At 73.7% G+C, this 26,660-nt stretch carries 21 protein-coding genes and 1 tRNA gene; 14 read left to right on the forward strand and 8 right to left on the reverse strand.

Annotation, left to right across the window (positions count from 1 at the left end):
* Positions 1-7 precede the first annotated feature (7 nt).
* Both ACH4TP_RS19510 and ACH4TP_RS19515 read right to left on the reverse strand, forming a co-directional pair.
* Entirely contained in the window at positions 8-1,471 is a 1,464-nt protein-coding gene (locus tag ACH4TP_RS19510) for an aminopeptidase P family protein (RefSeq protein ID WP_398180921.1), read from the reverse strand.
* 103 nt (positions 1,472-1,574) lie between these two features.
* Positions 1,575-3,026 carry a PP2C family protein-serine/threonine phosphatase gene (locus tag ACH4TP_RS19515; protein ID WP_389222433.1) on the reverse strand — a complete coding sequence of 484 codons (1,452 nt, stop codon included), beginning with the start codon at positions 3,024-3,026 and terminating at the stop codon, positions 1,575-1,577.
* Between the two features lie 522 nt (positions 3,027-3,548).
* Here ACH4TP_RS19515 and ACH4TP_RS19520 point away from each other — a divergent pair.
* Together ACH4TP_RS19520 and ACH4TP_RS19525 are read left to right on the forward strand one after the other, a co-directional pair.
* Positions 3,549-4,265, forward strand: coding sequence for a bifunctional DNA primase/polymerase (locus tag ACH4TP_RS19520; protein ID WP_398180918.1), 717 nt, complete (start codon positions 3,549-3,551; stop codon positions 4,263-4,265).
* A 145-nt stretch (positions 4,266-4,410) separates the two neighbouring features.
* The gene (locus ACH4TP_RS19525; RefSeq protein ID WP_398180915.1) at positions 4,411-5,013 is read left to right on the forward strand and encodes a hypothetical protein; all 603 of its coding nucleotides are present in this window, start codon (positions 4,411-4,413) and stop codon (positions 5,011-5,013) included.
* A gap of 220 nt (positions 5,014-5,233) precedes the next feature.
* On the opposite strand, the gene ACH4TP_RS19530 is transcribed toward ACH4TP_RS19525, so the two are convergent.
* From ACH4TP_RS19530 to ACH4TP_RS19540, 3 genes are all read right to left on the reverse strand, one after another.
* Positions 5,234-6,211 (reverse strand): DUF5926 family protein, encoded by a 978-nt coding sequence (locus ACH4TP_RS19530; protein ID WP_389222427.1) that lies wholly within the window; start codon positions 6,209-6,211, stop codon positions 5,234-5,236.
* Between the two features lie 157 nt (positions 6,212-6,368).
* The gene (locus tag ACH4TP_RS19535) at positions 6,369-6,971 is read right to left on the reverse strand and encodes an ATP-binding protein (RefSeq protein ID WP_398180911.1); all 603 of its coding nucleotides are present in this window, start codon (positions 6,969-6,971) and stop codon (positions 6,369-6,371) included.
* A gap of 190 nt (positions 6,972-7,161) precedes the next feature.
* On the reverse strand, positions 7,162-7,983 hold the full coding sequence (locus tag ACH4TP_RS19540; protein ID WP_389222423.1) for a glycerophosphodiester phosphodiesterase: 822 nt from the start codon (positions 7,981-7,983) through the stop codon (positions 7,162-7,164).
* A 210-nt stretch (positions 7,984-8,193) separates the two neighbouring features.
* Between ACH4TP_RS19540 and ACH4TP_RS19545 the strand changes: the two genes are divergently transcribed.
* Complete coding sequence (locus ACH4TP_RS19545; RefSeq protein ID WP_398438616.1) at positions 8,194-9,639, forward strand: S1C family serine protease; 1,446 nt, start codon at positions 8,194-8,196, stop codon at positions 9,637-9,639.
* Positions 9,640-9,707: 68 nt separating this feature from the next.
* On the opposite strand, the gene ACH4TP_RS19550 is transcribed toward ACH4TP_RS19545, so the two are convergent.
* Positions 9,708-10,619, reverse strand: a complete 912-nt coding sequence (locus ACH4TP_RS19550) for an MHYT domain-containing protein (protein WP_398438617.1) — start codon at positions 10,617-10,619, stop codon at positions 9,708-9,710.
* A gap of 158 nt (positions 10,620-10,777) precedes the next feature.
* Between ACH4TP_RS19550 and ACH4TP_RS19555 the strand changes: the two genes are divergently transcribed.
* Positions 10,778-10,862: transfer RNA gene (locus tag ACH4TP_RS19555), tRNA-Ser, on the forward strand.
* Between the two features lie 67 nt (positions 10,863-10,929).
* Here the strand turns inward: ACH4TP_RS19555 and ACH4TP_RS19560 are convergent.
* Entirely contained in the window at positions 10,930-12,324 is a 1,395-nt protein-coding gene (locus ACH4TP_RS19560) for a hypothetical protein (RefSeq protein ID WP_398438618.1), read from the reverse strand.
* 402 nt (positions 12,325-12,726) lie between these two features.
* Between ACH4TP_RS19560 and ACH4TP_RS19565 the strand changes: the two genes are divergently transcribed.
* From ACH4TP_RS19565 to ACH4TP_RS19610, 10 genes are all read left to right on the forward strand, one after another.
* A complete protein-coding gene (locus ACH4TP_RS19565) occupies positions 12,727-13,242 on the forward strand; it encodes an O-acetyl-ADP-ribose deacetylase (RefSeq protein WP_398181674.1) in 516 nt (171 codons plus the stop codon).
* A 471-nt stretch (positions 13,243-13,713) separates the two neighbouring features.
* On the forward strand, positions 13,714-14,019 hold the full coding sequence (locus tag ACH4TP_RS19570) for a hypothetical protein (RefSeq protein ID WP_398438619.1): 306 nt from the start codon (positions 13,714-13,716) through the stop codon (positions 14,017-14,019).
* A 173-nt stretch (positions 14,020-14,192) separates the two neighbouring features.
* Positions 14,193-15,395: an acyl-CoA dehydrogenase family protein gene (locus tag ACH4TP_RS19575; RefSeq protein ID WP_398438620.1), complete on the forward strand. Its 1,203-nt coding sequence runs from the start codon at positions 14,193-14,195 to the stop codon at positions 15,393-15,395.
* Positions 15,392-16,318, forward strand: coding sequence for a bifunctional MaoC family dehydratase N-terminal/OB-fold nucleic acid binding domain-containing protein (locus ACH4TP_RS19580; protein WP_398438621.1), 927 nt, complete (start codon positions 15,392-15,394; stop codon positions 16,316-16,318). Before ACH4TP_RS19575 ends, ACH4TP_RS19580 begins: the two co-directional genes overlap by 4 nt.
* Position 16,319: 1 nt before the next feature.
* Positions 16,320-17,339 carry an acyl-CoA dehydrogenase family protein gene (locus ACH4TP_RS19585; RefSeq protein WP_389222409.1) on the forward strand — a complete coding sequence of 340 codons (1,020 nt, stop codon included), beginning with the start codon at positions 16,320-16,322 and terminating at the stop codon, positions 17,337-17,339.
* A gap of 77 nt (positions 17,340-17,416) precedes the next feature.
* Positions 17,417-17,800: a MaoC/PaaZ C-terminal domain-containing protein gene (locus tag ACH4TP_RS19590; RefSeq protein WP_389223199.1), complete on the forward strand. Its 384-nt coding sequence runs from the start codon at positions 17,417-17,419 to the stop codon at positions 17,798-17,800.
* Complete coding sequence (locus ACH4TP_RS19595) at positions 17,797-18,963, forward strand: lipid-transfer protein (RefSeq protein ID WP_398438622.1); 1,167 nt, start codon at positions 17,797-17,799, stop codon at positions 18,961-18,963. Before ACH4TP_RS19590 ends, ACH4TP_RS19595 begins: the two co-directional genes overlap by 4 nt.
* 52 nt (positions 18,964-19,015) lie before the next feature.
* Positions 19,016-20,209 carry a DUF1906 domain-containing protein gene (locus ACH4TP_RS19600; RefSeq protein WP_398438623.1) on the forward strand — a complete coding sequence of 398 codons (1,194 nt, stop codon included), beginning with the start codon at positions 19,016-19,018 and terminating at the stop codon, positions 20,207-20,209.
* Positions 20,210-20,396: 187 nt separating this feature from the next.
* Complete coding sequence (locus ACH4TP_RS19605; RefSeq protein ID WP_389238975.1) at positions 20,397-20,942, forward strand: SigE family RNA polymerase sigma factor; 546 nt, start codon at positions 20,397-20,399, stop codon at positions 20,940-20,942.
* A 172-nt stretch (positions 20,943-21,114) separates the two neighbouring features.
* Complete coding sequence (locus ACH4TP_RS19610) at positions 21,115-22,767, forward strand: long-chain fatty acid--CoA ligase (protein ID WP_389238977.1); 1,653 nt, start codon at positions 21,115-21,117, stop codon at positions 22,765-22,767.
* 34 nt (positions 22,768-22,801) lie between these two features.
* On the opposite strand, the gene ACH4TP_RS19615 is transcribed toward ACH4TP_RS19610, so the two are convergent.
* A complete protein-coding gene (locus ACH4TP_RS19615) occupies positions 22,802-26,659 on the reverse strand; it encodes a PAS domain-containing protein (RefSeq protein WP_398438624.1) in 3,858 nt (1,285 codons plus the stop codon).
* Position 26,660: the final 1 nt, after the last annotated feature.

The raw sequence follows: 26,660 nt of genomic DNA on the forward strand, positions 1-26,660 counted from the left end.
GCGGGGATCAGCCCTTCAGCGCGGCCATCCACGCCTCGACCTCTTCGGCGCGTCGCGGCAGCGCGTCCGAGAGGTTCCGGTTGCCGTCCTCGGTGACGAGGATGTCGTCCTCGATCCGGACGCCGATGCCGCGGTACTCCTCCGGCACGGTCAGGTCGTCGGCCTGGAAGTACAGACCGGGCTCGACGGTCAGGCACATGCCCGGCTCGAGAGTGGTGTCCACGTACTTCTCGGTGCGCGCGGCGGCGCAGTCGTGGACGTCCATGCCGAGCATGTGGCCGGTGCCGTGCAGGGTCCAGCGGCGCTGGAGGCCGAGCTCCAGGACGCGCTCGACCGGGCCCTCGACGAGGCCCCACTCGACGAGCTTCTCGGCGAGGACGCGCTGCGCGGCGTCGTGGAAGTCGCGGTAGGAGGCGCCGGGCTTCACCGCGGCGATGCCGGCCTCCTGCGCCTCGTACACGGCGTCGTAGATCTTGCGCTGGATGTCGCTGTACCGGCCGTTGATCGGCAGGGTGCGGGTGATGTCGGCGGTGTAGAGCTCGGTGGTCTCCACGCCGGCGTCGAGCAGCAGCAGGTCGCCGGAGCGGACCGGGCCGTCGTTGCGGACCCAGTGCAGGGTGCAGGCGTGCGGTCCCGCGGCGGCGATGGAGCCGTAGCCGATGTCGTTGCCCTCGACGCGGGCGCGCAGGAAGAACGTGCCCTCGATGTAGCGCTCGCTGGTGGCCTCGGCCTTGTCGAGGACCTTGACGACGTCCTCGAAGCCGCGGGCGGTGGAGGCGCAGGCCTTCTCCAGCTCGGCGACCTCGAAGTCGTCCTTCACGAGGCGGGCCTCGGAGAGGAAGATCCGCAGTTCCTCGTCGCGCTCGGCGGTGACCTTGTCGGTCAGGGCGGCCTCGATGCCGGCGTCGTGGCCGCGGACGGCGCGGACGGGGCCGGTGGCCTCCTTGAGGGCCTCGGCGAGCTCGCGGACGTCCTTGGCCGGGAGGCCGAGGAGCTGCTCGGCCTCGGTGAGGGAGTGGCGGCGGCCGACCCACAGCTCGCCCTGGCCGTCGAGCCAGAACTCGCCGTTCTCGCGGTTGGAGCGCGGCAGCAGGTAGATCGTGGCCTCGTGGCCGTCGGCCGTGGGCTCCAGGACGAGGACGCCGTCCTGGGTCTGGTCGCCGGTGAGGTACGCGTACTCGGTGGAGGCGCGGAAGGCGTACTCGGTGTCGTTCGACCGGGTCTTCAGGTTCCCGGCGGGGATCACCAGGCGCTCGCCCGGGAAGCGGGCGGAGAGCGCGGCACGGCGGGCGGCGGTCTTGTCGGCCTGCGCGATCGGCGCGAGGCCGGTGAGCTCGGTGTCGGCCCAGCCGGACTTCATGTTCTCGGCGAGCTCGTCGGACACGCCCGGGTACAGGCCGTTCTTCCGCTGCTTGATCGCCTGCTCTTCGGTCGTCTCTTCCGGGGTCTCCGGCGTGAGCTCCTCGGCCACGGGTCTGCCTCCTCTTGGTACGACACTGAACCCCCACCATCGTACGGTCGTACGGAAGGGGGCCCAGGGCCGGAAGACCCATTACCGCTGAGTCACCCGGAGGTCACTCGAAGCGCGCGGCGAGCAGGACCACGTCCTCCCCCTCCACGGCCGGGTCGAGGCCCTCGGGGAGCAGGGTCCGCAGGACGTGGTCGGCGACGGCGCCCGGGTCGCCCCGGTCGGCCTTCGGCACGCTCGCGGCGGCCGCGTGGAGCCGGGCGAAGGCCCGGTCCGTGGCGTCGCCGGTACGGCGCAGCAGCCCGTCCGTGTAGAGAAGCACCGTTTCTCCAGGTGCGGGGGACAGCTCCACGCTCGGCGCCTCCCAGCAGGAGAGCATCCCGAGCGGGGCCGAGAGCGAGGTCTCGACGAACTCGGTGCGGCGGTCGCCGACGACCAGCGGCGGGGCGTGCCCGGCGCCGGCGAGGACGATGCGGCGCTGCGCGGGCTCGGCGTAGGCGAAGAGCGCGGTCGCCGAGCGGGCCGGTTCGGTGAGCCGGAGCAGCAGCTCCAGGTCGGAGAGGACGGCGACGGGGTCCTCGCCCTCCATCACCGCGTACGCCCGCAGGGAGGCGCGCAGCCGGCCCATGGCGGCGAGCGCGCTGGGTCCGGTGCCGCAGACGGAGCCGACGGCCAGGCCGAGGGCGCCCTCGGGCAGCGGCAGCGCGTCGTACCAGTCGCCGCCGCCCAGGGGGCCGGTGCGGTGGCGGGCGGCGAGCTGGACGCCGGGGACGCGGGGGAGGCGGCTGGGGAGCAGCTCCTCGGCGACGGTGGAGACCTGGACGCGGGCGCGCTCGACCTGGACGAGCCGGGCGAGGTGCTCGGTGGCGAAGCGGCCGTAGAGCCCGATGAGGTGGCGCTGCCGGTCGGTGGGCTCGGCGGGCTCGTCGTAGAGCCAGACGAGGGCGCCGAGCCGGCCGGCCTCCTCGGTGGCGAGGGGGAGGGCGTAGCTGGCGGCGTAGCCGAGGCGGGCGGCGACCTCGCGGTGGCGCGGGTCGAGGCCCTCCTCCGTGCGGACGTCGCGGATGGCGATCGGGTCGGGGACGCGCTCCGGGTGCGCGGGGTCGGGGAGTCCGTCGAGGAGGCGGCCGTAGCTGGTGGCGCCGCGCGGGACGGTCTCGATGGTGCCGAGCTCGGCGTGGGCGAGGCCGAGGCCGATGGTGCTGGTGGGGCCGTGGCCGTCGGCCGGTTCGAGGACGGCCATGCCGCGGCGGGCGCCGACGAGGGCGGCTCCGGCGCCGAGCACCTCGCGGAGGGCCCCGTCGAGGGAGGCGGTCCTGATGAGCCGCTCGGTGAGTTCGTGGAGCGTGGTGAGGTCCGAGACCCAGGAGGCCAGCCGGTCCTGGATCAGGACGCCGGGCGGAAGGGCCTCGTCGGAGGGGCCGGCCGCCGCCGGAACCCCGTGGAGGGGCGACGTAGTGTGCGGGGGCCCCGGAACCGTGGAGTCGATTCCGGCCACTTTCGGCATCTGTGGGGCGCTCATGGCAGTCGGCTTTCCGACCGGTGCGTTTGACGCCATAGCATCGCAAACCCCCATGTCATTCCGAGCTGCTCGATGCATCCACATGTACACGCAGAAGAGGAACGATGTCCAGCATTGTCCTCGCGGGACTTGTGGTGTCCGGGAGGCCGTGCGAGGGGGTTGAAGTCCATGGGAAGTTGGCCGAAAATCGTCCCCGGTGTGCACCTTTTGCGGTCGACTGGCGTCGTTTGAAAGCGCGTCATTCCAAGCGTGCTGGGTACGTAATCGGTGACAGGCAGGGGCAGTTGGCACCGCCCCGGAACGTGACGCGGAACCCCGGCGTCTTTCCCGCCGCAGGCCGCAACCCGCCACCGAGTGGCGGGGAACGTGTTCTGACCCGCTCCGGCTCTGACCTGGCTCCACCCGGTCCCCCCGGGATCCACCCGGCACCGGCCCGGTCCGCCCCGCCCCCCGGCGGGTCGGCACCCCGCCTACCCGGCACGCGCTGATACGCACGGTGAAGAGTTCTGCACATGGTGTGATGTGGATTCGGCGTTCAACGGAAAGGAACGAGCGCTCATGCGCGAGATCCTCGGAAGGCGACGCAGGCTCCGGTTCCGGCGCAAGGAGAGGACCGCCAGGCTCGACGCCGCGGTCACCTTCGCGGTCGAGTGGAACTGGCCCGTCCTGCCGGGCGCGGGCCTGAGAGCGACGACCCGTACGGCTCCGGGAGCGACGACCCGTACGGCCCAGGGAGGTGCGACCCCTGTGGCCTGCTCCTGCCCCGACCCCGACTGCGCGGTGCCCGGCGCGCACCCCTACGACCCCGGACTGCTCGCGGCCACCACGGACGAGCGGATGGTCCGCTGGTGGTGGACCCGGCGCCCGGACGCCCCGGTGCTCCTCGCCACGGGCGGCCGCGCGCCCTGCGCGGTCAGCCTCCCCGCGGCGGCGGGGGCGCGGGCCCTCGCCGCGCTCGACGCGGCGGGCATGCGGCTCGGCCCGGTCGTGGCGAGCCCGACCCGCTGGTCGATCCTCGTCGCCCCGTACGGCCTCGAACGGCTGGGTGAGCTGCTGTACGCGAAGGACAGCGTGCCCGGCACGCTGCGGTTCCACGGCGAGGGCGGCTATCTGCTCCTTCCGCCGTCGGTCGCGGGCACCGGGCAGGTCCGCTGGGAGCGGGCGCCCCTCGCGGGCTCGGCCCGGCCGTGGCTGCCCGACGTCGAGGCGGTGGTCGACGCCCTGGTCGAGGCGAGCACGAGCGCGCCGGGCGGCGGAAGCCGGCGGGCGCACTGAGGCACGCCCGAGAGGACCGTTCACCCGAACGGGTGTGTCCCGGTCCGACTTGTACGGGAAACGGGCGCGCGGCCGACCGGGCGCCCGGACCCCGCCGCTATGTTCACACCACCGTCCAAGATCTCAGGAGCAGGTGGTGGGTCCCATGAGCCCGGTGAACCTCCGCGTGGTCGGACTCGGGACCGCCGTCACGGTCGCCGTCCTGCTGCCCCTCGTCGCGACGGCGAAGCCGACGGGGGATCCCGGGCGCCCGGCCGGTGCGAGTGCCGGGGGCGACGCGAAGGCCGGGGGACTGCTGAAGGGGCTCGGCCTGGGACCCCGTACGCCGGACTCCGCCGCTCCCGCCGCCCCTTCCTCTGCTGCGGCCCCTTCCGGCCCGGTTCCGGCGGCGCCCGAGCGGGTCACGCGCTGCGGGCCGGAACTCGCCTCGCCCGAGGGGGCCGAGGCACAGACCTGTGTCCTGACCGAGGGGCCCGACGTCTGGGCGCGGACGTACTACCGGAACGTGACGGGCCGACAGCTCGACGCGTTTCTGACCCTCATGGGCCCCGGCGGGCGGACCGTGCAAGTGGACTGCCCCGTCCCGGCGCAGGACGAGCCGGGCACCTGTGAATCACCGAGGGAGCGTGCCCGGGGCACGGCCGCCGCCTATACGGCGGTCGCGGAATTCGCCGGAGCGGGCGAGGGCGGAAACACTCCCCTGCTGCTCCGCGCGGGAAGCAACACCGCGGGAAGTCAAGGAAGTTGAATGTCGGACGCCCCGGTTCTTCCGGCGGCGGACATGGAAAGGCCCGGTCGCTGGCGACGGGGGATGCACCAGCGACCGGGCTTCCAGAACGGTAACAAGAGATCTGCTGTTCGCAAATTCGATCTCGGTTATTCGGACAGGGATTTGTCCGAGCGCAGACCCCTCTGTGGCGGAAGTCACCGACCGGTCGGTCTGTCAGTCACCGATACCGCCTGGGGTATCAGCTGAGAGTCACCTGACGGTTCGTGAGGCCGCCGCGCGCCCGGCGCTCCTCCGCCGTCAGCGGGGCGTCCGAGGCGAGCGCCGCGGCGAGCCGCTCGGCGAACTCGGCCGCCGGCTTCTCGCAGTCCTCGGCGGTCATGGAGGACGGCAGGTCCCACACCGGCACCATCAGGCCGTGGGCCCGGAAGGAGCCGACGAGCCGGGTGTCCGCGCCGAGCGAGGTGCCCTCGCCGGCCTGGAGGCGGGCCAGCGCGTCGAGGAGCTTCTCCTCCGGGTACGGCATGACCCAGCGCAGGTGGTTCTTGTCCGGAACCTCGCACCAGTACGCGGAGTCGACGCTCGTCAGCTTCACGGTCGGGATCGCGGCCGCGTTGGCCCGCTCCAGGGAGGCGGCGACCTCGGGGTCGGCGCCGTCCGCGGACTGCGGGATCCAGAACTCGAAGCCCGTGTGGACCTCCGGAACGAACGGGGCGTCCGCGTCGAGCAGCTCCTGGAGGCGCGGGCCCTCGGCCGGCACGCGGCGCGCGGGGACCGGGGTGCCCGGCTCCGCCTCCAGGGCGCGCTGGAGGGTGTCGGCGAGGTCGCGGGCCAGGTCGCCGGAGGTGGAGTCGTTCTGCAGGGCGAGCAGGACGGAGCCGTCGTCGCGGCGGAGCGCGGGCCACGCCATCGGCAGCACGGTCGCGAGCGTCACGGACGGCACGCCCTCGGGCAGCCCGCCCTTCAGCGTGAGCGGCACGGTGGCGGCCGGCACGAGCTCGCGCAGCGCGACCCAGTCGCACTCGCCGGGCAGACCCTCGAAGGGGCGCTGGACCAGCTCGGTCACGGCGTGCGCGGCGGCCCGGCCGTGACACGCCTTGTAGCGGCGGCCCGAACCGCACGGGCACGGCTCGCGCGCGCCGACGACCGGGATCTCCCCGCTCGTGACCTGTGCCTGACCGGTCTTGCCGGCCTTCGTCTGGGGGCGCTTCTTGGCCATGGTGGGCTTTCTCCCGATCGCGGCTGTGCTGTGTGCGGTGCTGTGTCGGGCGCGAGCCTAGCCGCACCGGGCCCCCGGGCCGTTCAGGCGGGGCGGCACGACGGCGCGGGCGGGCGCGGCCATGAGGCCGCGCCCGCCCGCGCTCCCGTACTGCCGCTCAGTCCAGATCGTCGTACGCGTCGAGGAAGTCGAAGCCCGAGCCGCCGCCGACGCGCGTCGCGAAGTCCTCGCGGCGGTGTCCCTCGGTGACCTGCACCCAGACGGTGACCTCGCCGGTCGCGCTGTCCCGTACGCCCCAGTCCTGGGACAGCGCGCCGATGATGTTCAGCCCGCGGCCGCCGCGTGCGGTGACCGAGGGCGTCGACGGGACGGGCCTGGTCGGGCCACCCCCGTCGGTCACCTCGACCCGCAGGCCGCCCGCCGGGTCGACCCGCCAGGCCGCCCGCACATCGCCTTCGCCACGCTCCGCCTGGCCCAGCGGTCTGCCGTAGCGGCAGGCATTGCTGAGCAGTTCGGAAAGGATCAGTACCGCGTCGTCGACGACCGATTCGGAGACCCCGCTGCGGTACAGCTCGTCCCGCATCCGGTGCCTCGCCTCACCCACGCCCGCAGGGCCATGGGGTACGGCCATGCTCGACGACGTGGGCACCTCCTGTGCCACCACCAACGCCACCCCCGAGACCTCCTTTGCCCCACGCCACCGTGTGGATGCCCCAATGGACTGGACCGGAAACCGGCCAATCCGCGTGTGATGAGGCACTCGTGACGATCGCGTACGCGGGGAACGCGCCGGTGCACACCCCGTCAGGGCTGTTGTCCCCTGTGACGGACGGGAAAGCGGCGACGGGAGAGGGCCGGTTCCGGCCTCAGGATTCCGGCTTCAGGGCTCAGGATTCCGGCTTCAGGGCTCAGGATTCCGGCTTCAGGGCTCCGGTCTCCGAGCTCCGGCCTCAGCCGCGGCCCAGCTGGGCCAGTACCTGCTTCGGGCGGTTGGTGATGATCGCGTCCACGCCCAGGCGCTGGCAGAGCTCGACGTCCTCGGCCTCGTCCACCGTCCAGACGTGGACCTGGTGCCCGGCCTTCTGGAGCCGCAGGATCACGGCGGGGTGGTGCCGGAGGATCCGGACCGAGGGGCCGGCGATGCGCGCGCCCGCCGGGAGCCGCCCGTCGCGCAGCCGGGGCGAGACGAACTGGGCGAGCGAGACGGTGGGCAGCGTCGGCGCGGTGGCCGCGATCCGGTGCAGGGAGCGGGCCGAGAAGCTCATGACGCGTACGGGGGACTCGGCGGGGGACGCGGGCGCGTCCAGGCCGAAGCGCCGGAGGAGCTGGAGCAGCTTCTCCTCGACCTGGCCCGCCCAGCGGGTGGGGTGCTTGGTCTCGATGGCCAGCTCGACCCGCCGCCCGGCGTCGGAGACCAGCTCCAGGAGCCGTTCCAGGGTGAGGACGGAGGTGAGGCCGGGGTCTCCCCAGTCGGGGATCTCGCCGGACTCGTCCCGGCCCTTCCAGGTGCCGAAGTCGAGGGCGGCGAGGTCGGCGAGTTCGAGCGCGGACACGGCGCCGCGGCCGTTCGAGGTGCGGTCGACGCGCCGGTCGTGGACGCAGACGAGATGGCCGTCGGCGGTGAGCCGGACGTCGCACTCCAGGGCGTCCGCGCCGTCCTCGATGGCCTTCACATAGGCGGCCAGGGTGTGTTCCGGTGCGTCCTCGGACGCGCCGCGGTGGGCGACGACCTGGAGGGGGACGCGGTTCTGGTGCTGCCGTGCGTGGGTCACGGCGTCATGGTGCCATTGGCGGGGCTCCGCGAGCACCCCGCGAGCACCTCGGGACCCGTCCGTTCTGTCCGTATATAAAGGATGGGGTGCGAACGCACAGCTCCGCCTTACAGCGGCCTGACGTCCGGTGGGAAAAGCTGGTGCAGCACCCTGGAGCCCCATGGGCATCCCGAGACCCCGACCCCGCGCAGTCGACGAGGAGAGCGAGCTGTGAGCACCGAGAACGAGGGCACGCCGGTTCCGGCGGACCCGGCTGCCCCGTCCGCCCCTCCGACGCCTCCCGCACCCCCGGCACCGGCGGCGTCCCCGTCCCTGGAGAAGCCCGCCCCGGAGTCCGTGCCGCAGGCCGCCCCGGAGCCGACTCCGCAGACGGCCCCCCAGCCCGTTCCGCAGGCGGACGAGCCGACGGCGGTCCAGGCCACGGTTCCGGCCGCGCCCCCCGCGGCCGCGGCCCCCGCCGGTGGCTGGCCGCCGCCTCCCCCGCCGGCCGTCCCCGCCTGGGGCGCCCCGCACCCGCCCGCGCCCGAGGCGCCGCGCAGAAGGATCGGCGGCCTCGTGGCGGCCGTGCTCGTCGCGTCGCTCGTCGCGGGCGGCATCGGCGGCGGCATCGGCTACTGGGCGGCCGAGCGCGGCGACAACGGCTTCAGCTCGACCACGGTCTCCTCGGGCCAGGCCCCGGCCTCCTTCAAGCGCGACCCGGGGACGGTCGCGGCGGTCGCGGCGAAGGCCCTGCCGAGCGTGGTCACCATCCAGGCGAAGTCCGGCGGCCAGGACGGCGAGGGCGGTACGGGCACGGGCTTCGTCTACGACCAGGAAGGCCACATCGTCACCAACAACCACGTGGTGGCGTCGGCGGCGGACGGCGGCACGCTGTCCGTGACGTTCTCGGACGGCAAGACGTACGACGCGGAGGTCGTCGGCCGGGCCGAGGGCTACGACGTGGCCGTCCTGAAGCTGAAGGACGCCCCGAAGGGGCTGACGCCGCTGCCGCTCGGCGACTCCGACAAGGTCGCGGTCGGCGACTCGACGATCGCGATCGGCGCGCCCTTCGGCCTGTCCAACACGGTCACGACGGGCATCATCAGCGCCAAGAACCGCCCGGTCGCCTCGGGCGACGGCTCCGGCGGCAGCAACTCGTACATGAGCGCGCTGCAGACCGACGCCTCGATCAACCCGGGCAACTCCGGCGGCCCGCTGCTCGACGCGAGCGGCGCGGTGATCGGCATCAACTCGGCCATCCAGTCGACCAGCGGCGGCTTCGGACAGTCCCAGGCGGGCTCGATCGGCCTCGGCTTCGCGATCCCGGTCAACCAGGCGAAGAACGTGGCCCAGCAGCTGATCAAGACGGGCAAGCCGGTGTACCCGGTGATCGGCGCGACCGTGAACATGAACGACAAGGGCCAGGGCGCGACGATCGCCACCCAGGGCTCCGGCGGCACGGCCCCGGTCACGCCCGACGGCCCGGCGGCGAAGGCGGGCCTGAAGGCCGGCGACGTGATCACGGGCTTCGGCGACCACCCGATCGACAGCGGCCGCACCCTGATCAGCGAGATCTGGACGTACAAGCCGGGCGACTCGGTGAAGATCACCTACGAGCGTGACGGCAAGACCGCGACGGCCACCGTCACCCTGGGCGAGCGCACCGGCGACAGCTGACCGGCGGGGCGGACAGGGAGCGAACGAGGAGGGGAGCACCGGACATCCGGTGCTCCCCTCCTCGTCCGTCACACGTTCCGGTGGTCGGCCCGGGACGTCGTCGGGTAGGTCCCGCCCTCCGGGGCCCAAGCCCCGGAGGCCCCGGCCCCGACCCTGGAGTCCCCGGCCCCGGCCCCGATGCCGATGTCCCCGATGTCGATCCGGGAGGCGGTGAACCCGTCCTTCCGGTGGCTGCGGCGCCCCGGCTCGTCCTCGCCCATGATCAGCAGCGGGTCGAACATCACGACGCCCGCGGCGAGGACGAGGAAGACGAGCGGACCGACCAGCATCGGCAGCACGTCGAGGAGCGAAGAAGCCCCCATCGTGTGCGAGGCGTGGTCCACGCGCACGCTGACCGCGGCCATGCCGGTGTAGTGCATGCCGGTCACGGCGACGCCCATGACCACACTGGCGCCCAGGCTGGCGAGGAAGCCGCGGATCGAGACCGCCGCCCACAGCGCGGCGGTCGCCGCGACCACGGCGATGACCACGGACAGGACGACGACGAGGGGGTCGTAGAGCACCTCGCCGCCCATCCGCATCGCCGCCATGCCCAGGTAGTGCATGCCGGCGACGCCGAGCCCGGTGAGCAGGCCCGCCAGGAGCAGCGGGGCCGGCCGGGTGCCGAGGAAGCCCACGATGAAGATGCCGATCCCGACCACGACCACGGCCACGAGGAGGCTGAGGAAGGTCAGGGACGCGTCGTACGAGATCGAGGTCTCCCGCACCTGGAAACCGAGCATCGCGATGAAGTGCATCGTCCAGATGCCGCAGCCGATGGAGGCCGCGCCGAGCGCCAGCCAGCCGGGCTTCCTCACGTGGTCGGTACGGAGGGACCTCACCGTGCAGCGGAGCCCCAGGGCGCTTCCGAGGCAGGCCATCACGTACCCCACCAAGGGAGTGACCATGCCGTAACTGAAGCCGTCGATCGTGCCGTGCACCCTGCTGCCCTTCGGGAAACGCGCATGACGCGTTCCATATGTGGAAATCTTGTGAACAAGGGACTTTAACCCGACCCCCCGCCCCGTGATCTCATCGCCGCCCCCGCCCCGCAGCCGGTACGCTGTAGCCCGCTCCGCCCCAGGTGGACCGGGGCGAGGGTGGGTTGCCCGAGCGGCCTAAGGGAACGGTCTTGAAAACCGTCGTGGCGCGAGTCACCGTGGGTTCAAATCCCACACCCACCGCAGACGAACGGCCCCTGACCGGATGGAACGGTCAGGGGCCGTCGGCGTTCTCCGGGGCCGGGCGGGTTCAGGGGTGGCTGCGGGCCTGGGGGTTGTTCAGGTAGAGGGCGATGTTGCGGACCGCGGCGGTGAGTTCCTCGATCACGCGGGCCGCCTGCTCCGCGTTGTGGAAGACCGGGCGGTCGGTGAGGGAGCGGCTCAGCTCCTCCGCGGCCCGGGCGGCGGGACCGACGTCCTCGACGGCCGCGAGAGGGGCCGTGGGTGCGAGGACGGGGACGGACGCGGGGGGCGCGCTCTGAGGGGCCGGGGCGTACGGCTCGGACTCCGGCCGGTAGCCGTCGAAGGACGGCGAGAAGGTGCCGGAGCCGGTGGCCAGGGAGGTGGGCGCCTCCTCCCGGACGTGCTGCGGGGCGGCGAAGTGGTCCTGGCCGTGCTGCGGGGCCGGGGCAGGGGCCGGGGTCGGAGCAGGGGCTGGAGCCGAGGCCGGGGCGTGGTCGTACTGCGAGGCCGGGGTCGGGGGCTGGTCGTACTGCGGGGCAGGGGCAGGGGTGTGGGCCTGGTCGTACTGCGGGGCCGTGAGCGTGACCGGAGCCTGCTCGTACGGCGTGACCGGGGTCTGGTCGTACTCCCTGACCGGCGCCTGCTCGTACTGCGGTGCCTGCTCGTACTGCGGTGCCTGCTCGTACTGCGGTGCAGGGAGCTGGGCCTGGCGGGCTCGGGGGAGGAGGAGGCGGTCGAAGCCAGGGAAGGCGGGGGTGGCCGGGTGGGCGGCGGGCTTGGCGTACTCGCTCTGCCACTGGGCGCGGTAGTACTCCACCTGGTCCTCGCAGGAGGAGCGGGAGTGGAAGACCGCGGTGTCGTCGCCGAGGTCGGGGTACCAGAGGTTGGGGCCGGGGAAGCGCACGGTCCGCATGCGGGGCTTGATCTGCTCGGCGCAGCCCATGCAGCAGCCCTCCGGGACGATGAGGGGGATGCCGCCGCTCTGCTCCGGACGCCGGGGGCCGCCCTCCGGGCGGTACTCCCCGTGGTGGCAGGGCGGCAGTTCGCCGCAGGCCCGGCAGACGGCGTAGTGCTCGGGGAGGACCTGCCAGTCCTGGCTGGCGGGGGCGCACCAGTGCTTCACCGCCGAGCGGGGCAGGTTCTCGTCGCGCAGGGCCAGGACCACCGGCCGCTTGTAGAACTCGGCGCGTTCGGGGGCCGGTTTGAAGGACTGGTTCTCGGCCCGCCGCAGTTCGTTGGCGTGCCACCACAGCTCGACGTGCTCGTTCCACGCCTTCTCGTAGGATTTCGGCCATGAGTTGCCGGGGTATCCGGTGATCTCCAGGACGCGCCACGCCTGTCGGTCGAGCACGACGATGGAGCCGGCCCGGAGCCGCAGATGCGTTCCCTTGCCGCCCTCGTCCGGCCAGTCGTGGCGGCCGATGAGGGTGGGCTGGTCTGGGAGCCACCTGCGAATCTGCATGACACGCTCCTAGGCAATGAAACTTCGTAGTTTCAACTGGGGCAGTAGGTGACATTCTGAACAATTTAGGCGTCGGCTTGGGGTTAGACACGCTCACAGCGCGGATCGATTGAGGGCCGGAAACGCCTTCTGAGCCGGGCACTTCGCTCTTCCCGCCCGGCGGGCCCGGAGGCGCGCGTCCCCCGGGGCGGCCGTTCCGGAGCGGGGCCGTACCGTCCCCACACCCACTCGTACGCGTGACATCGCTTCCACCGGTGCCATCCCGTACGTATGCATCGTCCCGCGTGAGGGCCGTCGACGGCTCCGGACGGGGGTTTCCCGGTCCGGCGAGATGGTAAAGCGGTCGTTCCTCCGCGGACGGGACCGTACGGTTCGGGGAACCACGGAGACAGGGGTGTGGAGATGCGGGTCGTGCTCGTCCAGGGAGACATCACCGCCGAGGCGGTGGACGCGGTGGTCAACGCCGCGAACTCCTCGCTCCTCGGGGGCGGCGGGGTCGACGGGGCCATCCACCGGAAGGGCGGGCCGGAGATCCTCGCCGCCTGCGAGGACCTGCGCCGCTCGCACTACGGCAAGGGGCTGCCGACCGGGCGGGCCGTGGCGACCACGGCGGGGCGGCTGCCGGCCCGGTACGTGATCCACACGGTCGGGCCGGTCTGGTCGCGGGACGAGGACCGCTCGGAGCTGCTGGCCTCCTGCTACCGCGAATCGCTGCGGGTCGCCGACGAGTTGGGGGCGCGCACGGTCGCTTTCCCGGCCGTCTCCACCGGGATCTACGGCTGGCCGATGGCGGACGGCGCCCGGATCGCCGTCGAGACGGTACGGGCGGCCCGCACCGAGGTGGAGGAGGTCCGCTTCGTCCTCTTCGACGCTGCGGCGTACGCGGCTTTCGAGGCGGCGGTGCGGGACGCCTCCTGACGACCGAACCCACGGTCGGCCTCGTGGTTGATCTCATGGCCGATCTCACGGTCGATCTCGCAGTCGTCGAATTTCTTTTCCCCTGATGGTTTTCTGATCGATTTCCCCGGGGCGGGGACGCGCCGTGCCGCCCTTCCGGGAGAGAGATCGGCGGAAAAACTGCCGGAACGCTTCCTCTCTTGCGGCGCACCGGTCGTGGTGCCCCCGGAGGCCCTCCGGATCCCCTTCGCCCGCGTGAGCTGCGGCTTCTTCGCGGCTGAGGGGTTTATCGGCTTGTCCTCACGCTTGCGGGGGAATCGGGCGCTCCGGGGTGGTTCGCCGGGGATTCGGTGGGCAACTCTGGATTCGCGACGTCGAGCACGAAAGACCGGGGCGGTCGGCCAACTGCCTTGGGAATGGCCGTACTTCACAGCAGTTCCGTAGCGAAGTTCCGTGCACCAGCATCAGCTTTCAGTTCCCGGAGGAACAGACATGGCAAGCATCCGTACCGCCCGCATCCTCGCCGCTGCCGCCGCCCTGCCCCTCGCCGCCGCGCTCTTCGCCGGGGTGGCCCAGGCCGACAACGGCGGTTTCGCGGACGACGGATCGAACACCAGCGTCGCCACGATCATCGGCAGCGGCGTCGGCGGGGACAACTTCGGCAACTCGACCACGACGCAGCAGGTGGCGACCGGTTCCGGTGCCTCCAACCAGAACAACACCGCGAGCGTGAACGGCTCCGCCCTCACCCACATCGACCAGTCCAACAACGTGGTGAACTTCCACCCGTGGTGGTGACCCGCGGTGCGGGAACCGGCCCGACGGGGGGCGTGACCGTGGTGTGAACGACGGCCTGCGCGGCGGTGCTTCGGCACCGGCGCGCGGGCCGTCGCGCGTTCGCACGCCTTGACACGGCCGTGGAATCTGACGGACAGTCAGAAATCTCAGTCGTCCCACGGGAGGCCGTCGCCGTGCACCTCGCCCCGACCGAGCGGCAGCTGCGGCTGCGCGCCGAACTCCGCGCGTACTTCCGGGAGGTCATGCCCGACGGCCCGCCGCCCGCGACCGACGCCGCCGCCCAGCGCGCGCTGCTCCGCCGGATCGGCGCCGACGGGCTCCTGGGTCTCGGCTGGCCCGAGGAGTACGGAGGGCAGGGCCGCGGGCCCGACGAGCAGTTCGTCTTCTTCGACGAGGCGTACCGCGCGGGCGCCCCCGTCTCGATGGTCACCCTCAACACCGTCGGGCCCACGCTCATGGCGTACGGGACGGAGGAGCAGAAGGCCTTCTTCCTGCCCCGGATCCTGCGCGGCGAGACCGTCTTCGCCATCGGCTACAGCGAACCCGAGGCCGGCACCGACCTCGCCTCCCTCCGGACCCGCGCGGTCCGCGACGAGGGGGACACCTCCCGCTCGAGCGAAGCCGAGAACGGGGGAGACTGGCTGATCGACGGGCAGAAGGTCTTCACCTCCAACGCCCAGAACGCCGACTGGATCTGGCTCGCCTGCCGCACCGACCCCGACGCGCCCCCGCACCGGGGCATCTCCATCCTCCTCGTCCCCACGGACTCCCCCGGCTTCTCGTGGACCCCGATCGAGACCGTGGGCGGGCTGACGACCACCGCCACCCACTACGACGGCATACGCGTCCCCGCGGGCAACCTCGTCGGGCCCGAGCACGGCGGCTGGGGCCTCATCACCAGCCAGCTCAACCACGAGCGGGTCGCGCTCGCAGCGATCGGCATGCAGGCCGAGGACTTCTTCGCGGCCGTCCTCGACCGGGCGCGCACCCCCGATCCGGTGACGGGCAGGCGCCGCATCGACGAGCCCTGGGTCCGGATCCGGGCCGCCGAGGCCCATGCCCGGCTGGCCGCTACACGCCTCCTGAACTGGCGCCTCGTCGGCGATGTGGGGGCCGGGCGGCTGGCCCCGGGGGACGCGAGCGGCGTGAAGTTCGCGGGCACCGAGTCGGCGGTGGAGGTGTACCGGATCTGCCAGGAGATCGCCGGCGGGGCGGGGACGGTGCGCGCGGGATCGCCGGGGGAGTTCGGCGGCGGTGAGCTGGAGCGCATGAACCGGGCCGCGCAGATCAACACCTTCGGGGGAGGCGTGAGCGAGGTGCAGCGCGAGATCGTCGCGAGGATGCGGCTCGGCATGAAGGGGAGGGGCCGGCGATGAGCGGTACGGACGGGGCCGACGCGCTGTACGAGCGGCTCACGGCCTTCGTGGGACGGTCCGCCGCCAGCGCCGGGACCGGCAAGGACCCGGTCAACCTGCCCATGATCCGGCACTGGTGCGAGGCGATGGGGGACGCCCACCCCGCGTACGAGGGGCCGGACGCCGTCGCGCCCCCGACCATGCTCCAGGCGTGGACGATGGGCGGCCTCTCCGGGCACACCGCCCGCTCGTCGGCGTACGAGGAGCTGTTCGCCCTCCTCGACGGGGCCGGATACACCTCGGTCGTCGCCACCGACTGCGAGCAGGAGTACCTGCGGCCGCTCCGCCCGGGCGACGAGATCGGCTTCGACACCGTCATCGAGTCCGTGTCGGAGCGCAAGACCACCAAGCTCGGCACCGGGCACTTCGTGACGACGCGGACGGACGTCCGGGCGGGCGGCGAACTCGCGGGCACGCACCGCTTCCGCATCCTCAAGTACGCCCCCGCCGCCCGGCCGGTCGAGAAGACGACGCCCCGCAGACCCCGGCCCGTCGTCAACCGGGACAACGCCGGGTTCTGGGAGGGCGTGGCCGGGCACCGGCTGCTCATCCAGCGCTGCGGCGACTGCGCGGAGCCGCGCTTCCCCTGGCTGCCGGGGTGCAACGCGTGCGGCTCGCGGGAGTGGGACACCGTGGAGGCGAGCGGCGAGGGGACCGTCTACTCGTACGTGGTCATGCACCACCCGTCCTTCCCGGCCTTCGACCCTCCGTACGCGGTGGGGCTGATCGAGCTCGCCGAGGGCGTGCGGATGATCAGCAACGTGGTGGGGGTGCCGTACGACAAGGTGCGGATCGGGATGCCCGTACGCCTGGAGTTCCTGCGGGTCGACGAGGACCTGGAGCTTCCCGTCTTCCGTGCGGGAGACGCGGGAGGGGAGGACTGACATGGACTTCACCCCCACCGAGGAGCAGCAGGCCGCCCGGGAGCTGGCCGCGCGGATCTTCGCCGACCTCTCCGGGCACGAGCGGCTCAGGGCCGCCGGTACCGGCACGGACGCCGAGCTCTGGAAGGCGCTCTGCGCGGCCGGACTCCCGGGCGCCGTCGAGGAGATCGGCCTGCTCGGCCTGGTCCTCCTCCTGGAGGAGCAGGGACGCAGGACGGCGCAGGTGCCGTTCGCCGCGAGCTGCGTGTACGGGATCCTCGCCGTCGCCCGGCACGGTACGGAAGAGCAGCGGGCCCGGCTCCTGCCCGGCCTCCGCGAGGGGACGACGGTGGTGACGGGCGCGTTCCCCGGGGCCGTCTCCTCCCGCGCGGGGCGGCTCGGCGGCGCCGTCGACTGGGTGCCCTGGCTCAGGGACGCCACCCATGTGCTCGTACCGGACGAGGAGCGGGCGCTGTGGCTGGTCCGCACCGAGGACGCGGCCGCCGTCGAGGCCGTCGAGCTCACCGCGCCCTGGTCCGCCGCCCGGCTCGTCCTGGACGGGGCGCCGGGGGAGCGCCTCGGCGGCTCGGGGGCCCACGACGACGTGCTCGCCGCCGCGCGGATCGCGTTCGCCGGGCTCCAGGCCGGGGTGTGCGCCGGGTCCCTCGCCCGGGCCGTGGAGCACACCTCCGTACGGGAGCAGTTCGGCCGGCCGCTCTCGACCCACCAGGCGGTGCAACTGCGGGCCGCCGACGCCCACATGGACACCGAGGCCATCCGCGTCACGGCCTACGAGGCCGCCTGGCGCCACGACGAGGGCCTCGACGCCGCCGGGGCGGCCCTGACCGCCGCCTGGTGGGCCTCCGAGGCGGGCAAGCGGGTCGTGCACGCCGGGCAGCACCTGCACGGCGGCATGGGCGCCGACCTCGACCACCCCGTCCACCGGCACTTCCTGTGGGGCCGGCAGCTCGACGCGTACCTGGGCTGCGGCACCGAACTCCTCGCCGGACTCGGCGACCTGCTGGCGAAGGGAGACGCGTGATGAGGCCGGGGGACGAGCCGGAGCCGATCGGCACCGCGATGCGCCCGGGGGACGAGCTGGCGCCGCTCGGCACCGCGATGCGCCCGGGGGACGAGCTGGCGCCGCTCGGCATCCCGATCACCCGCACCCTGATCGTCGCCGGGGCCGTCGCCTCCCGCGACTACCAGGACGTGCACCACGACGCCGAGCTGGCCCGGGAGAAGGGCTCCCCGGACATCTTCATGAACATCCTCACGACCAACGGGCTCGTCGGCCGGTACGTCACCGACCACTTCGGCCCCCGGGCCGTCCTCCGGAAGGTCGCCATCCGGCTCGGCGCCCCCAACTACCCCGGGGACACCATGGTCCTCACCGGCACGGTCACGGACGTCGACGGGGACACGGCGACCGTCCGGGTCGTCGGCGCCAACGGGCTCGGGCACCACGTCACCGGGACCGTCACCGTGGAGGTGACCCGATGAGCCTCCGCGACAGGGACGCGCTCGGCGGGCGGGCGGCCGTCGTCGGCATCGGGGCGACCGAGTTCTCCAAGGACTCGGGCCGCAGCGAACTCTCCCTCGCCGTCGAGGCCGTCCGCGCGGCCCTCGACGACGCCGGGCTCGCCCCCGCCGACGTCGACGGCCTGGTCACCTTCACCATGGACACCAACCCCGAGATCACCGTCGCCCAGGCGGCCGGCATCGGCGAGCTGTCGTTCTTCTCCCGCGTGCACTACGGGGGCGGCGCCGCCTGCGCCACCGTGCAGCAGGCCGCCCTCGCCGTCGCCGCCGGGATCGCCGAGGTCGTCGTCTGCTACCGGGCCTTCAACGAGCGCTCGGGGCGCCGCTTCGGCTCCGGCGTGCAGCAGCGCGAGCCCTCCGCCGAGGGCGCGGCGCTCGGCTGGCAGCTGCCCTTCGGGCTGCTCACCCCGGCCTCCTGGGTCGCCATGGCCGCCCAGCGGTACCTGCATGCGTACGGGCTGACCCCGGAGGCCTTCGGGCACGTGGCGGTGACGGACCGGAAGTACGCGGCGACCAACCCCGCCGCGTACTTCCACGGGAAGCCGATCACCCTCGCCGACCACGCCGCCTCGCGCTGGATCGCCGAGCCGCTCCGGCTCCTCGACTGCTGCCAGGAGACCGACGGCGGCCAGGCGATCGTCGTCACCTCCGTCGAGCGCGCCCGCGACCTGCCGCGCCCGCCCGCCGTGATCCTGGCGGCGGCCCAGGGCGCCGGCCGCAAGCAGGAGGCCATGACCAGCTTCTACCGGGACGGGCTGACCGGGCTGCCGGAGATGGGCGTCGTGGCCCGGCAGCTGTGGCGGACCTCCGGGCTCGCGCCCTCCGACATCGACGTGGGCGTCATCTACGACCACTTCACCCCGTTCGTCCTGATGCAGCTGGAGGAGTTCGGCTTCTGCGGGCCCGGGGAGGCGGCCGACTTCGTCGCGGCCGACGCGCTCCCGCTGAACACCCACGGGGGGCAGCTCGGCGAGGCCTACCTCCACGGCATGAACGGCATCGCGGAGGCGGTACGGCAGATCCGCGGCTCGTCGGTCAATCAGGTCCCCGGCGCGGCCCGGACCTTGGTCACGGCGGGCACGGGTGTTCCCACGTCCGGGTTGATCCTGGGCACGGACGGCTGAGGCGACGGCCTGAGCGGTGGCCGGGAGGGGCGGGCGGTCCTTCACTCGCGCCATGAGCACTCGCACGCCGCCGGCCGCCGAAGCCGCCCCCGCGCCCGTCTCCGCCCCCGCGCCCGTCTCCGGTACCGCCCCCGGAGCCCTCGCGTCCGCCCCGGTCCCGCCGTCGGCGCCGTCCCGACCGCGCTCCGCGCCGCCTCCCGGGGTACGGACCGCGGTCGCGGCCGTGCTGATGGCACTGGCCGGGGCCGCCCTCCTGAACGCCCCGCCCCCGACGACGGCGAGAACGGCCCTGACGGCCACGACGGCAGGGGGCTCGCCGACCGAACCCGACTCCCTGGCTGCACCCGGAGCACCCGGCTCGGCCGGAGCGCCCGCCTCGCCCAGAGCGCTTGGCGCGCCCGGCGTGCCCGGTGCCGCCTCAGTGGGCTCCCCCGCCACCGGGTCCGGAGCCCCCGCCCGCCTCGCGCCCGTGACCTTCGCGGGGAAGGCCTTCGACACCTGTGAGGCGCCGTCCCTCACGGTGATGAAGGCCTGGCGGGGGTCGCCGTACGGGGCCGTCGGGATCTACTTCGGCGGGCGGGGGCGGGGCTGCCCCGTACAGAAGGAGCTGACGCCCGCGTGGGTCGCCTCCGCCCACGCCATGGGCTGGCGGCTGCTGCCGCTGTTCGTGGGTTCGCAGGCGCCGTGCGTGGACTCCCTGGCCAAGCGGAAGTTCGCGATCGGCAGCGCCCCGGCGACCCAGGGCACCCAGGAGGGGGCCGACGCGGTGCGGGCCGCGCGTGCCCTCGGGATCGACACGAGCAGCCCGCTCTACCTGGACGTCGAGGCCTACCGGCGGGGCGACACGGCCTGCGCCGCGACCACCCTCGCCTTCGTCCGGGCCTGGAACAAGGAGGTGAAGCGCCTCGGGTACGTCCCCGGCTTCTACAGCAGCGCCGACACGGGGGTGCGGGACATGGAGACGCAGCGGAAGGCGGGCACGAAGGACCTGCCGGACGTGATGTGGTTCGCGCGCTGGCGGGGGGTGCCGGCGCTGCTCACCGAGTCGGTGCTGCACCCGGACGCCTGGACGCCGCACGCCCGGATCCACCAGTACGCGGGCAACGTCACCGAGACGTACGGCGGGCGCACCCTCGCGATCGACCGCAACGCGATCGACGCGCCGGTCGCCCGGGTCGCCGCCCCCGCCCGGTTCGCCGCGCGCGTCCCCGTACCCCTGTCGTTCGTGGACTCCCGGCGCCCCTGAGGGACCGTGCGGCGGGCCGGGACGCGGCCCGCCGCACGGCCGTCCTCCCTCCCGACCCTGAGGCGGGTGGACCCGGTTCTCCACCCAGAGGAGGTGGAGCCGTCCCCACCCCTACAACCTGAGGCGGACGGCGGGTCGGGACCTGGGGCCGATCCCCCGGGGGGTCGGCCGCTCCTAGCGTGGAGTCATGACTCCGCCACCCTCTGGCCCCGTCTGCGCCGGTGCCTCGCAGTACGCGACGTACCCGACCTTCACCTCGTACGTACGGGCGCGTGGACCCGTGCTCCTGCGCACCGCGCGCTCCCTCACCGCCAACCCCTCGGACGCGGAGGACCTCCTCCAGACCGCGCTCGCCAAGACGTTCATGGCCTGGGAGCGCATCGAGGACCACCGGGCCCTGGACGGCTACGTCCGCCGCGCGCTGCTGAACACGCGGACCTCGCAGTGGCGCAAGCGCAAGGTCGACGAGTTCGTCTGCGAGGAGCTGCCCGAGCCCGCAGGCCTCCCGGAGCCGGACCCGGCCGAGCGGCAGGTGCTGCACGACGCGATGTGGCGCGCGATCCTGAAGCTGCCGGAGCGGCAGCGCCAGATGGTCGTCCTGCGGTACTACGAGGACCTCAGCGAGGCCCAGACGGCAGAGGTGCTCGGGGTGTCGGTCGGGACGGTCAAGAGCGCGGTGTCCCGGGCGCTCGGCAAGCTCCGCGAGGACCCGGAGCTGACGCCCGTGCGGTAGCCGCGGCGGCCGCCGTCGGGTTCCTCCGCCGGGCCGCCGTCGGGCCTGTCGTCGGGTCCCGCCAGTAATCACTGGCAATTTGCGTACTCCCGGGTAGTGACATACCGAACGGTACGGGCGCAGAATCACCACACCCTTTTCTGCCACGTAGCGCCCACCGGGAGGACGCCCCGTGTACAGCACCATGCAGGACGTACAACTGACCGTGAGCCGCATCCTCCAGCACGGGATGACGATCCACGGGAAGTCCACCATCACCACCTGGACGGGCGAGTCCGAGCCGCAGCGCCGCACGTTCGCGGAGGCCGGGACCCGCGCGCACCAGCTGGCCCACGCCCTGCGCGACGAACTCGGGGTCACCGGCGACCAGCGCGTCGCCACCCTCATGTGGAACAACGCGGAGCACGTCGAGGCGTACTTCGCGATCCCCGCCATGGGCGCGGTGCTCCACACCCTCAACCTCCGCCTGCCCCCCGAGCAGCTGGTGTGGATCGTCAACCACGCCGCCGACCGGGTCGTCCTCGTCAACGGCTCCCTGCTGCCCCTCCTCGCCCCGCTGCTCCCGCACCTGCCGACGGTCGAGCACGTCGTCGTCACGGGCCCGGGCGACCGCTCCCTCCTGGACGGCGCGGCCCCGCGCGTCCACGAGTACGAGGAGCTGATCGCCGGCCGCCCGACCGCGTACGACTGGCCCGAACTGGACGAGCGCACGGCCGCCGCCATGTGCTACACCTCCGGCACCACCGGCGACCCCAAGGGCGTCGTCTACTCCCACCGGTCGATCTACCTGCACTCCATGCAGGTGAACATGACCGAGTCGATGGGCCTCACCGACAAGGACACGTCCCTGGTCGTCGTCCCGCAGTTCCACGTGAACGCCTGGGGCCTGCCGCACGCCACCTTCATGACCGGCATCAACATGCTCATGCCGGATCGTTTCCTCCAGCCGGCCCCGCTCGCTGAGATGATCGAGCGCGAGAAGCCGACCCACGCGGCCGCCGTCCCCACCATCTGGCAGGGCCTGCTCGCCGAGGTCACCGCGAACCCCCGCGACCTCTCCTCCATGCGCCAGGTCACCATCGGCGGCGCCGCCTGTCCGCCCTCCCTCATGGAGGCGTACGACCGGCTCGGCGTCCGCCTCTGCCACGCCTGGGGCATGACCGAGACCTCCCCGCTGGGCACGATGGCCCACCCGCCGCACGGCCTCACCGCCGAGGAGGAGTGGCCGTACCGCGTCACGCAGGGACGTTTCCCCGCCGGTGTCGAGGCGCGGCTCGTCGGCCCCGGCGGCGAGCACCTCCCCTGGGACGGCGAGTCGGCGGGCGAGCTGGAGGTGCGCGGCACCTGGATCGCGGGCGCGTACTACAACGGGGTCGACGGCGAACCCCTCCGCCCCGAGGACAAGTTCAGCGCGGACGGCTGGCTCAAGACCGGCGACGTCGGCGTGATCAGCCCGGACGGCTACCTCACCCTCACCGACCGCGCCAAGGACGTCATCAAGTCCGGCGGCGAGTGGATCTCCAGCGTCGACCTCGAGAACGCCCTCATGGCGCACCCGGCGGTCGCCGAGGCCGCCGTCGTCGCCGTGCCGGACGAGAAGTGGGGCGAGCGCCCGCTCGCGACCGTCGTCCTCAAGGAGGGCGCGACGGCCGACTACGAGACGCTGCGGGCCTTCCTCGCCGACGAGGGCGGCATCGCGAAGTGGCAGCTGCCCGAGCGGTGGGCGATCGTGCCGGCGGTGCCGAAGACGAGCGTCGGCAAGTTCGACAAGAAGGTCATCCGCCGGCAGTACGCGGAGGGCGAGCTGGACGTCACCCAGCTGTAGTGCCCCCCCATCGGCACCAACCGGCCCCACGGGGCTAGTTGGTGCCGATCTTCGCGAGCAGGTCGACGATCCGCGCCTGCACCTCGTCGCTGTTCGACCGCTCGGCGAGGAACAGGACCGTCTCGCCGGAGTCGAGCTTCGCCAGCTCCTCCTCGGTGAGGTCGGCCGAGGTGTAGACGACGAGCGGCGTGCGGTTCAGCTGCCCGTTCGCACGCAGCCAGTCGATGATCCCGGCCCGGCGGCGGCGCACCTGCATCAGGTCCATCACCACCAGGTTCGGCCGGGTCTGGGTGGCCAGCATGACCGCCTCGGTGTCCGTCTCCGCCTGCGCGACCTGCATCCCGCGCCGCTCCAGGGTGGCCGCGAGCGCCTCCGCGATGGACTCGTTCTCCTCGATCAGCAGGACCCGGGACGGGTGCTGCTCGCTGTCGCGGGGCGCCAGCGCCTTGAGGAGCACGGCCGGATCGGCGCCGTACGCCTCCTCCCGCGTCGCCTGCCCGAGCCCGGCCGCGAGCAGCACCGGCACCTCGGCGGCGACGGCCGCCTGACGCAGCGACTGGAGCGCGGTCCGGGTGATGGGGCCGGTCAGCGGGTCGACGAAGAGCGCGGCCGGGAAGGCGGCGATCTGCGCGTCGACCTCCTCGCGGGAGTGCACGATCACCGGCCGGTAGCCGCGGTCGCTCAGCGCCTGCTGGGTGGAGACGTCGGGCGCGGGCCAGACGAGTAGCCTGCGCGGGTTGTCGAGGGGCTCCGGCGGCAGCTCGTCGTCGACGGGACGCGGGGCCGGCCGGTTGGCGACCTCCACCGCGCCACCGGGACCGTCGAGCGGCTCGGGCCCCTCGGCGGAGCCCTCGGCGGGCGCTCCTATGGCGTACGCGCGGCCCTCGGCCGGAGTGTCGTGCGGCGAGGGGGCGGGCGCCGTCGGCAGCGGGTGCGACTGCGGGTGCGGCTTGGCCTCGGGGGCGGGCGCGGGGAGCGCGGTCGGCACCGGCGGGTCGACCTCGGGCGGGGTGGCGAGCCTGCGCCGCCGCCCCGAGCCGTTGGCGGCCGGTGCCGGAGCGGCCGTCGGGGCGGGCGGGACGAAGGGCACGCCCTGCCCGAGGGTCCGGACGCTGAACGCCCGCCCCTGGGTCGAATCCGTCGACACGGTCATCGGCATCGGCAGCTCGGGCGGCAGCGGCACGGAGCCGGTCTCGGTGGCGGTCCCGGCGGAGCTCTGCGGAGAAGGCTGCGACACGGCCTCCGGCTGCGGGACCGCGATGGCCCGGCGCCGCCCGGTCGGCTCGACGGCCACCGGGGCCCCGGCCTGCGGCTGTACGGGGGGATGCGGCTGCGTCGGCGTGTGGCCGGCGCCCGGGACGCCCCGCGCGGCCTCGTGCCGCGCCTCGTCCGGGACCGGCAGCGGGCCGGCCACGGGAACGGCGGCGGGCGGCGCCGTCTCCTCGTCACGGTCGGCGTCGGCGGGCCCGAGCGCGAACGGCGTACGGGGCCCGGCCTCGGCCGCGGCGGCCCGCTCCTGCGCGGCGGCCAGCGCACGCCGACGGCGTCCGCTCGGCTGGGCTTCCTCGGGCGCGGAGGCGACGGCGGGCAGGGCCCGCGCCAGGGCGGGAACCCCGGCCGGCTCGACCGCCACGCCCTGCGGCGGCACGGCCGCACCGAGCGCGGCACGCCCCTGCGCACCCTCGGCGGCGGTCACCACCGCACCCTCGGCGGGCCGTCCCCGACGGCGCCCGGTGGGCTCCACGCCCGTGTTCTGCTGGGCGGGGATCAGCTCGGCCGCACCCGCCTGCTCCCCCGTACGGGCACGCCTCCGCCCACCCGGCACCTCCCCCTCGGGCGCGACCGCGCTCTCCAGGAAGGCATCGGTGGACCCCCGCCGCGCCCGCCGCCGCCCACCGCCGGAGGTCTCGGCGGAGGCGTCGGGGGACGCTTCGGGGGACGCGACCGCACCGGACGGCGAGTCGGTGCCGGGGGCGGGCACGGGCCCGGAGACGGGGGCGGGCCCAAGACCGGCGGGAACGGCGACGGGCCCGGCGGGACCGGCACCGGCTCCGAGGGGACCGGCACCGGGTCCAGCGGGACCGGCACCAGACCCGTCAGGACCGGCGACAAGGCCGTCAGAAGCGGCGGCAGGCCCGCCGGGAAGGGCAACAGGCCCGCCGGGAACGGCACCGGGCACGGAGGGCAGGGCGCCCGGCCCCGCTGCCTGAGCGGCGGGTCCGGCACCCGGTCCCCCCGCCTGCGCGGGTCCGGCACCCGGTCCCGAGGCCTGTGCGGGCAGGGCGAGGGCTTCGCGGCCGCCCGTGGACGGGCCGTTCCTGGGCGGGGCGGGGGGCGCGGGGACGGTGCCGCGGCCCGCGCCGACGGGGACCTCGACGACGTACGCGCCGCCGCTCGTCCCCGGCACCTCGTGGGTCTGCACGACACCCCCGTGCGCCGCCACGATGCCGCGGACGACGGGCCCGTGGACGGGGTCGCCGCCGGCGTACGGGCCGCGGACCTCGATCCGTACGACGTCACCGCGCTGCGCGGCCGCGACGACGATCGTGGAGTCGCTCGCGGGGCGCTCGGCCTTGCTCTTGCCGGTGGCGTCGACGCCGGCGACGTCCGCGACGAGGTGGGCGAGCGCGGTCGTCAGCCGGGCGGCGTCGACCTCGGCCTCGATGGGCGGGGTGTGCACGGCGAACTGGGCGCGGCCGGGGCCGATCAGCTCCACGGCGCTGTCGATGCCGCCGGTGACGACGGCGTCGAGGAGGACGACGGCCTTGTCGAGCTTCTCCTCGCCGGAGTCGAGCCGCTGGTAGCCGAGGACGTTGTCGACGAGCGAGGTCATCCGGGTGTACCCGGCGGCCAGGTGGTGCAGGACCTGGTTGGCCTCGGGCCACAGCTGCCCGGCGTCGTCGGCGGCGAGGGTGCCGAGCTGGGTGCGCAGCTCGTCCAGGGGGCCGCGCAGCGACTCGGCGAGGACGGCGGTGAGCTGCTCGTGGCGGGCGGCGAGGGAGGCGTACTTCTCGGCCTGCGCCTCGCGCTCCGCCGCATGCCGCTCGGCCAGGTCGGCGAGCTCGGCGGCGTGCTTCTCGACGAGCTCCTCGTACGGCCTGCGGTCGGTGAAGGTCATGACGGCGCCGACGAGCTGGTCGCCGTCGCGCACCGGAGCGGTCGTCAGGTCGACCGGTACGCGGTCGCCCTTCTTCGCCCAGAGGACCTGTCCCCGGACGCGGTGCTTGCGGCCGGACTTGAGGGTGTCGGCGAGGGGGGACTCCTCGTACGGGAAGGGCTCGCCGTCGGCGCGCTTGGCGAGGATCAGCCGGTGGAGCTCCTGGCCGCCGAGCTCGCCGGCGCGGTAGCCGAGGATCTGCGCGGCGGCGGGGTTCACGAGGACGACGCGGCCCTCGGTGTCGGTGCCGACGACGCCCTCGGCGGCGGCGCGCAGGATCATCTCGGTCTGGCGCTGCGAGCGGGCGAGTTCGGCCTCGGTGTCGAGGGTGCCGGTGAGGTCCCGTACGACGAGCATGAGGAGCTCGTCGCCGGTGTAGCCGCCGTACGAGTCGTAGGCCTCGCGGCCGTCCTCCAGGTTGGCGCTGGTGACCTCGACGGGGAACTCGCTGCCGTCGGTGCGGCGGGCGATCATCCGGGCCGGCTTGGTGCGGCCCCGCTCGTCGGCGCCCTCGGGGCGGCGCATGGAGCCGGGGATGAGGCGCGAGTCGAAGGTGGGCAGCAGATCGAGCAGACCGCGGCCGACGAGCGCGGTGCCGGGCGTCTCGAACATGCCGAGGGCGATGGTGTTGGCGTTGACGACCGTGCCGTTGCAGTTGACGAGCACGAGGCCGTCGGGGAGGGCGTCGAGTATGGCTGCGAGGCGAGCAGCGCCTCGGGATGGCCTGCTGCTCACG

Origin of the sequence: Streptomyces sp. NPDC021012 (assembly GCF_044333355.1) — a bacterium.
GTDB lineage: Bacteria > Actinomycetota > Actinomycetes > Streptomycetales > Streptomycetaceae > Streptomyces.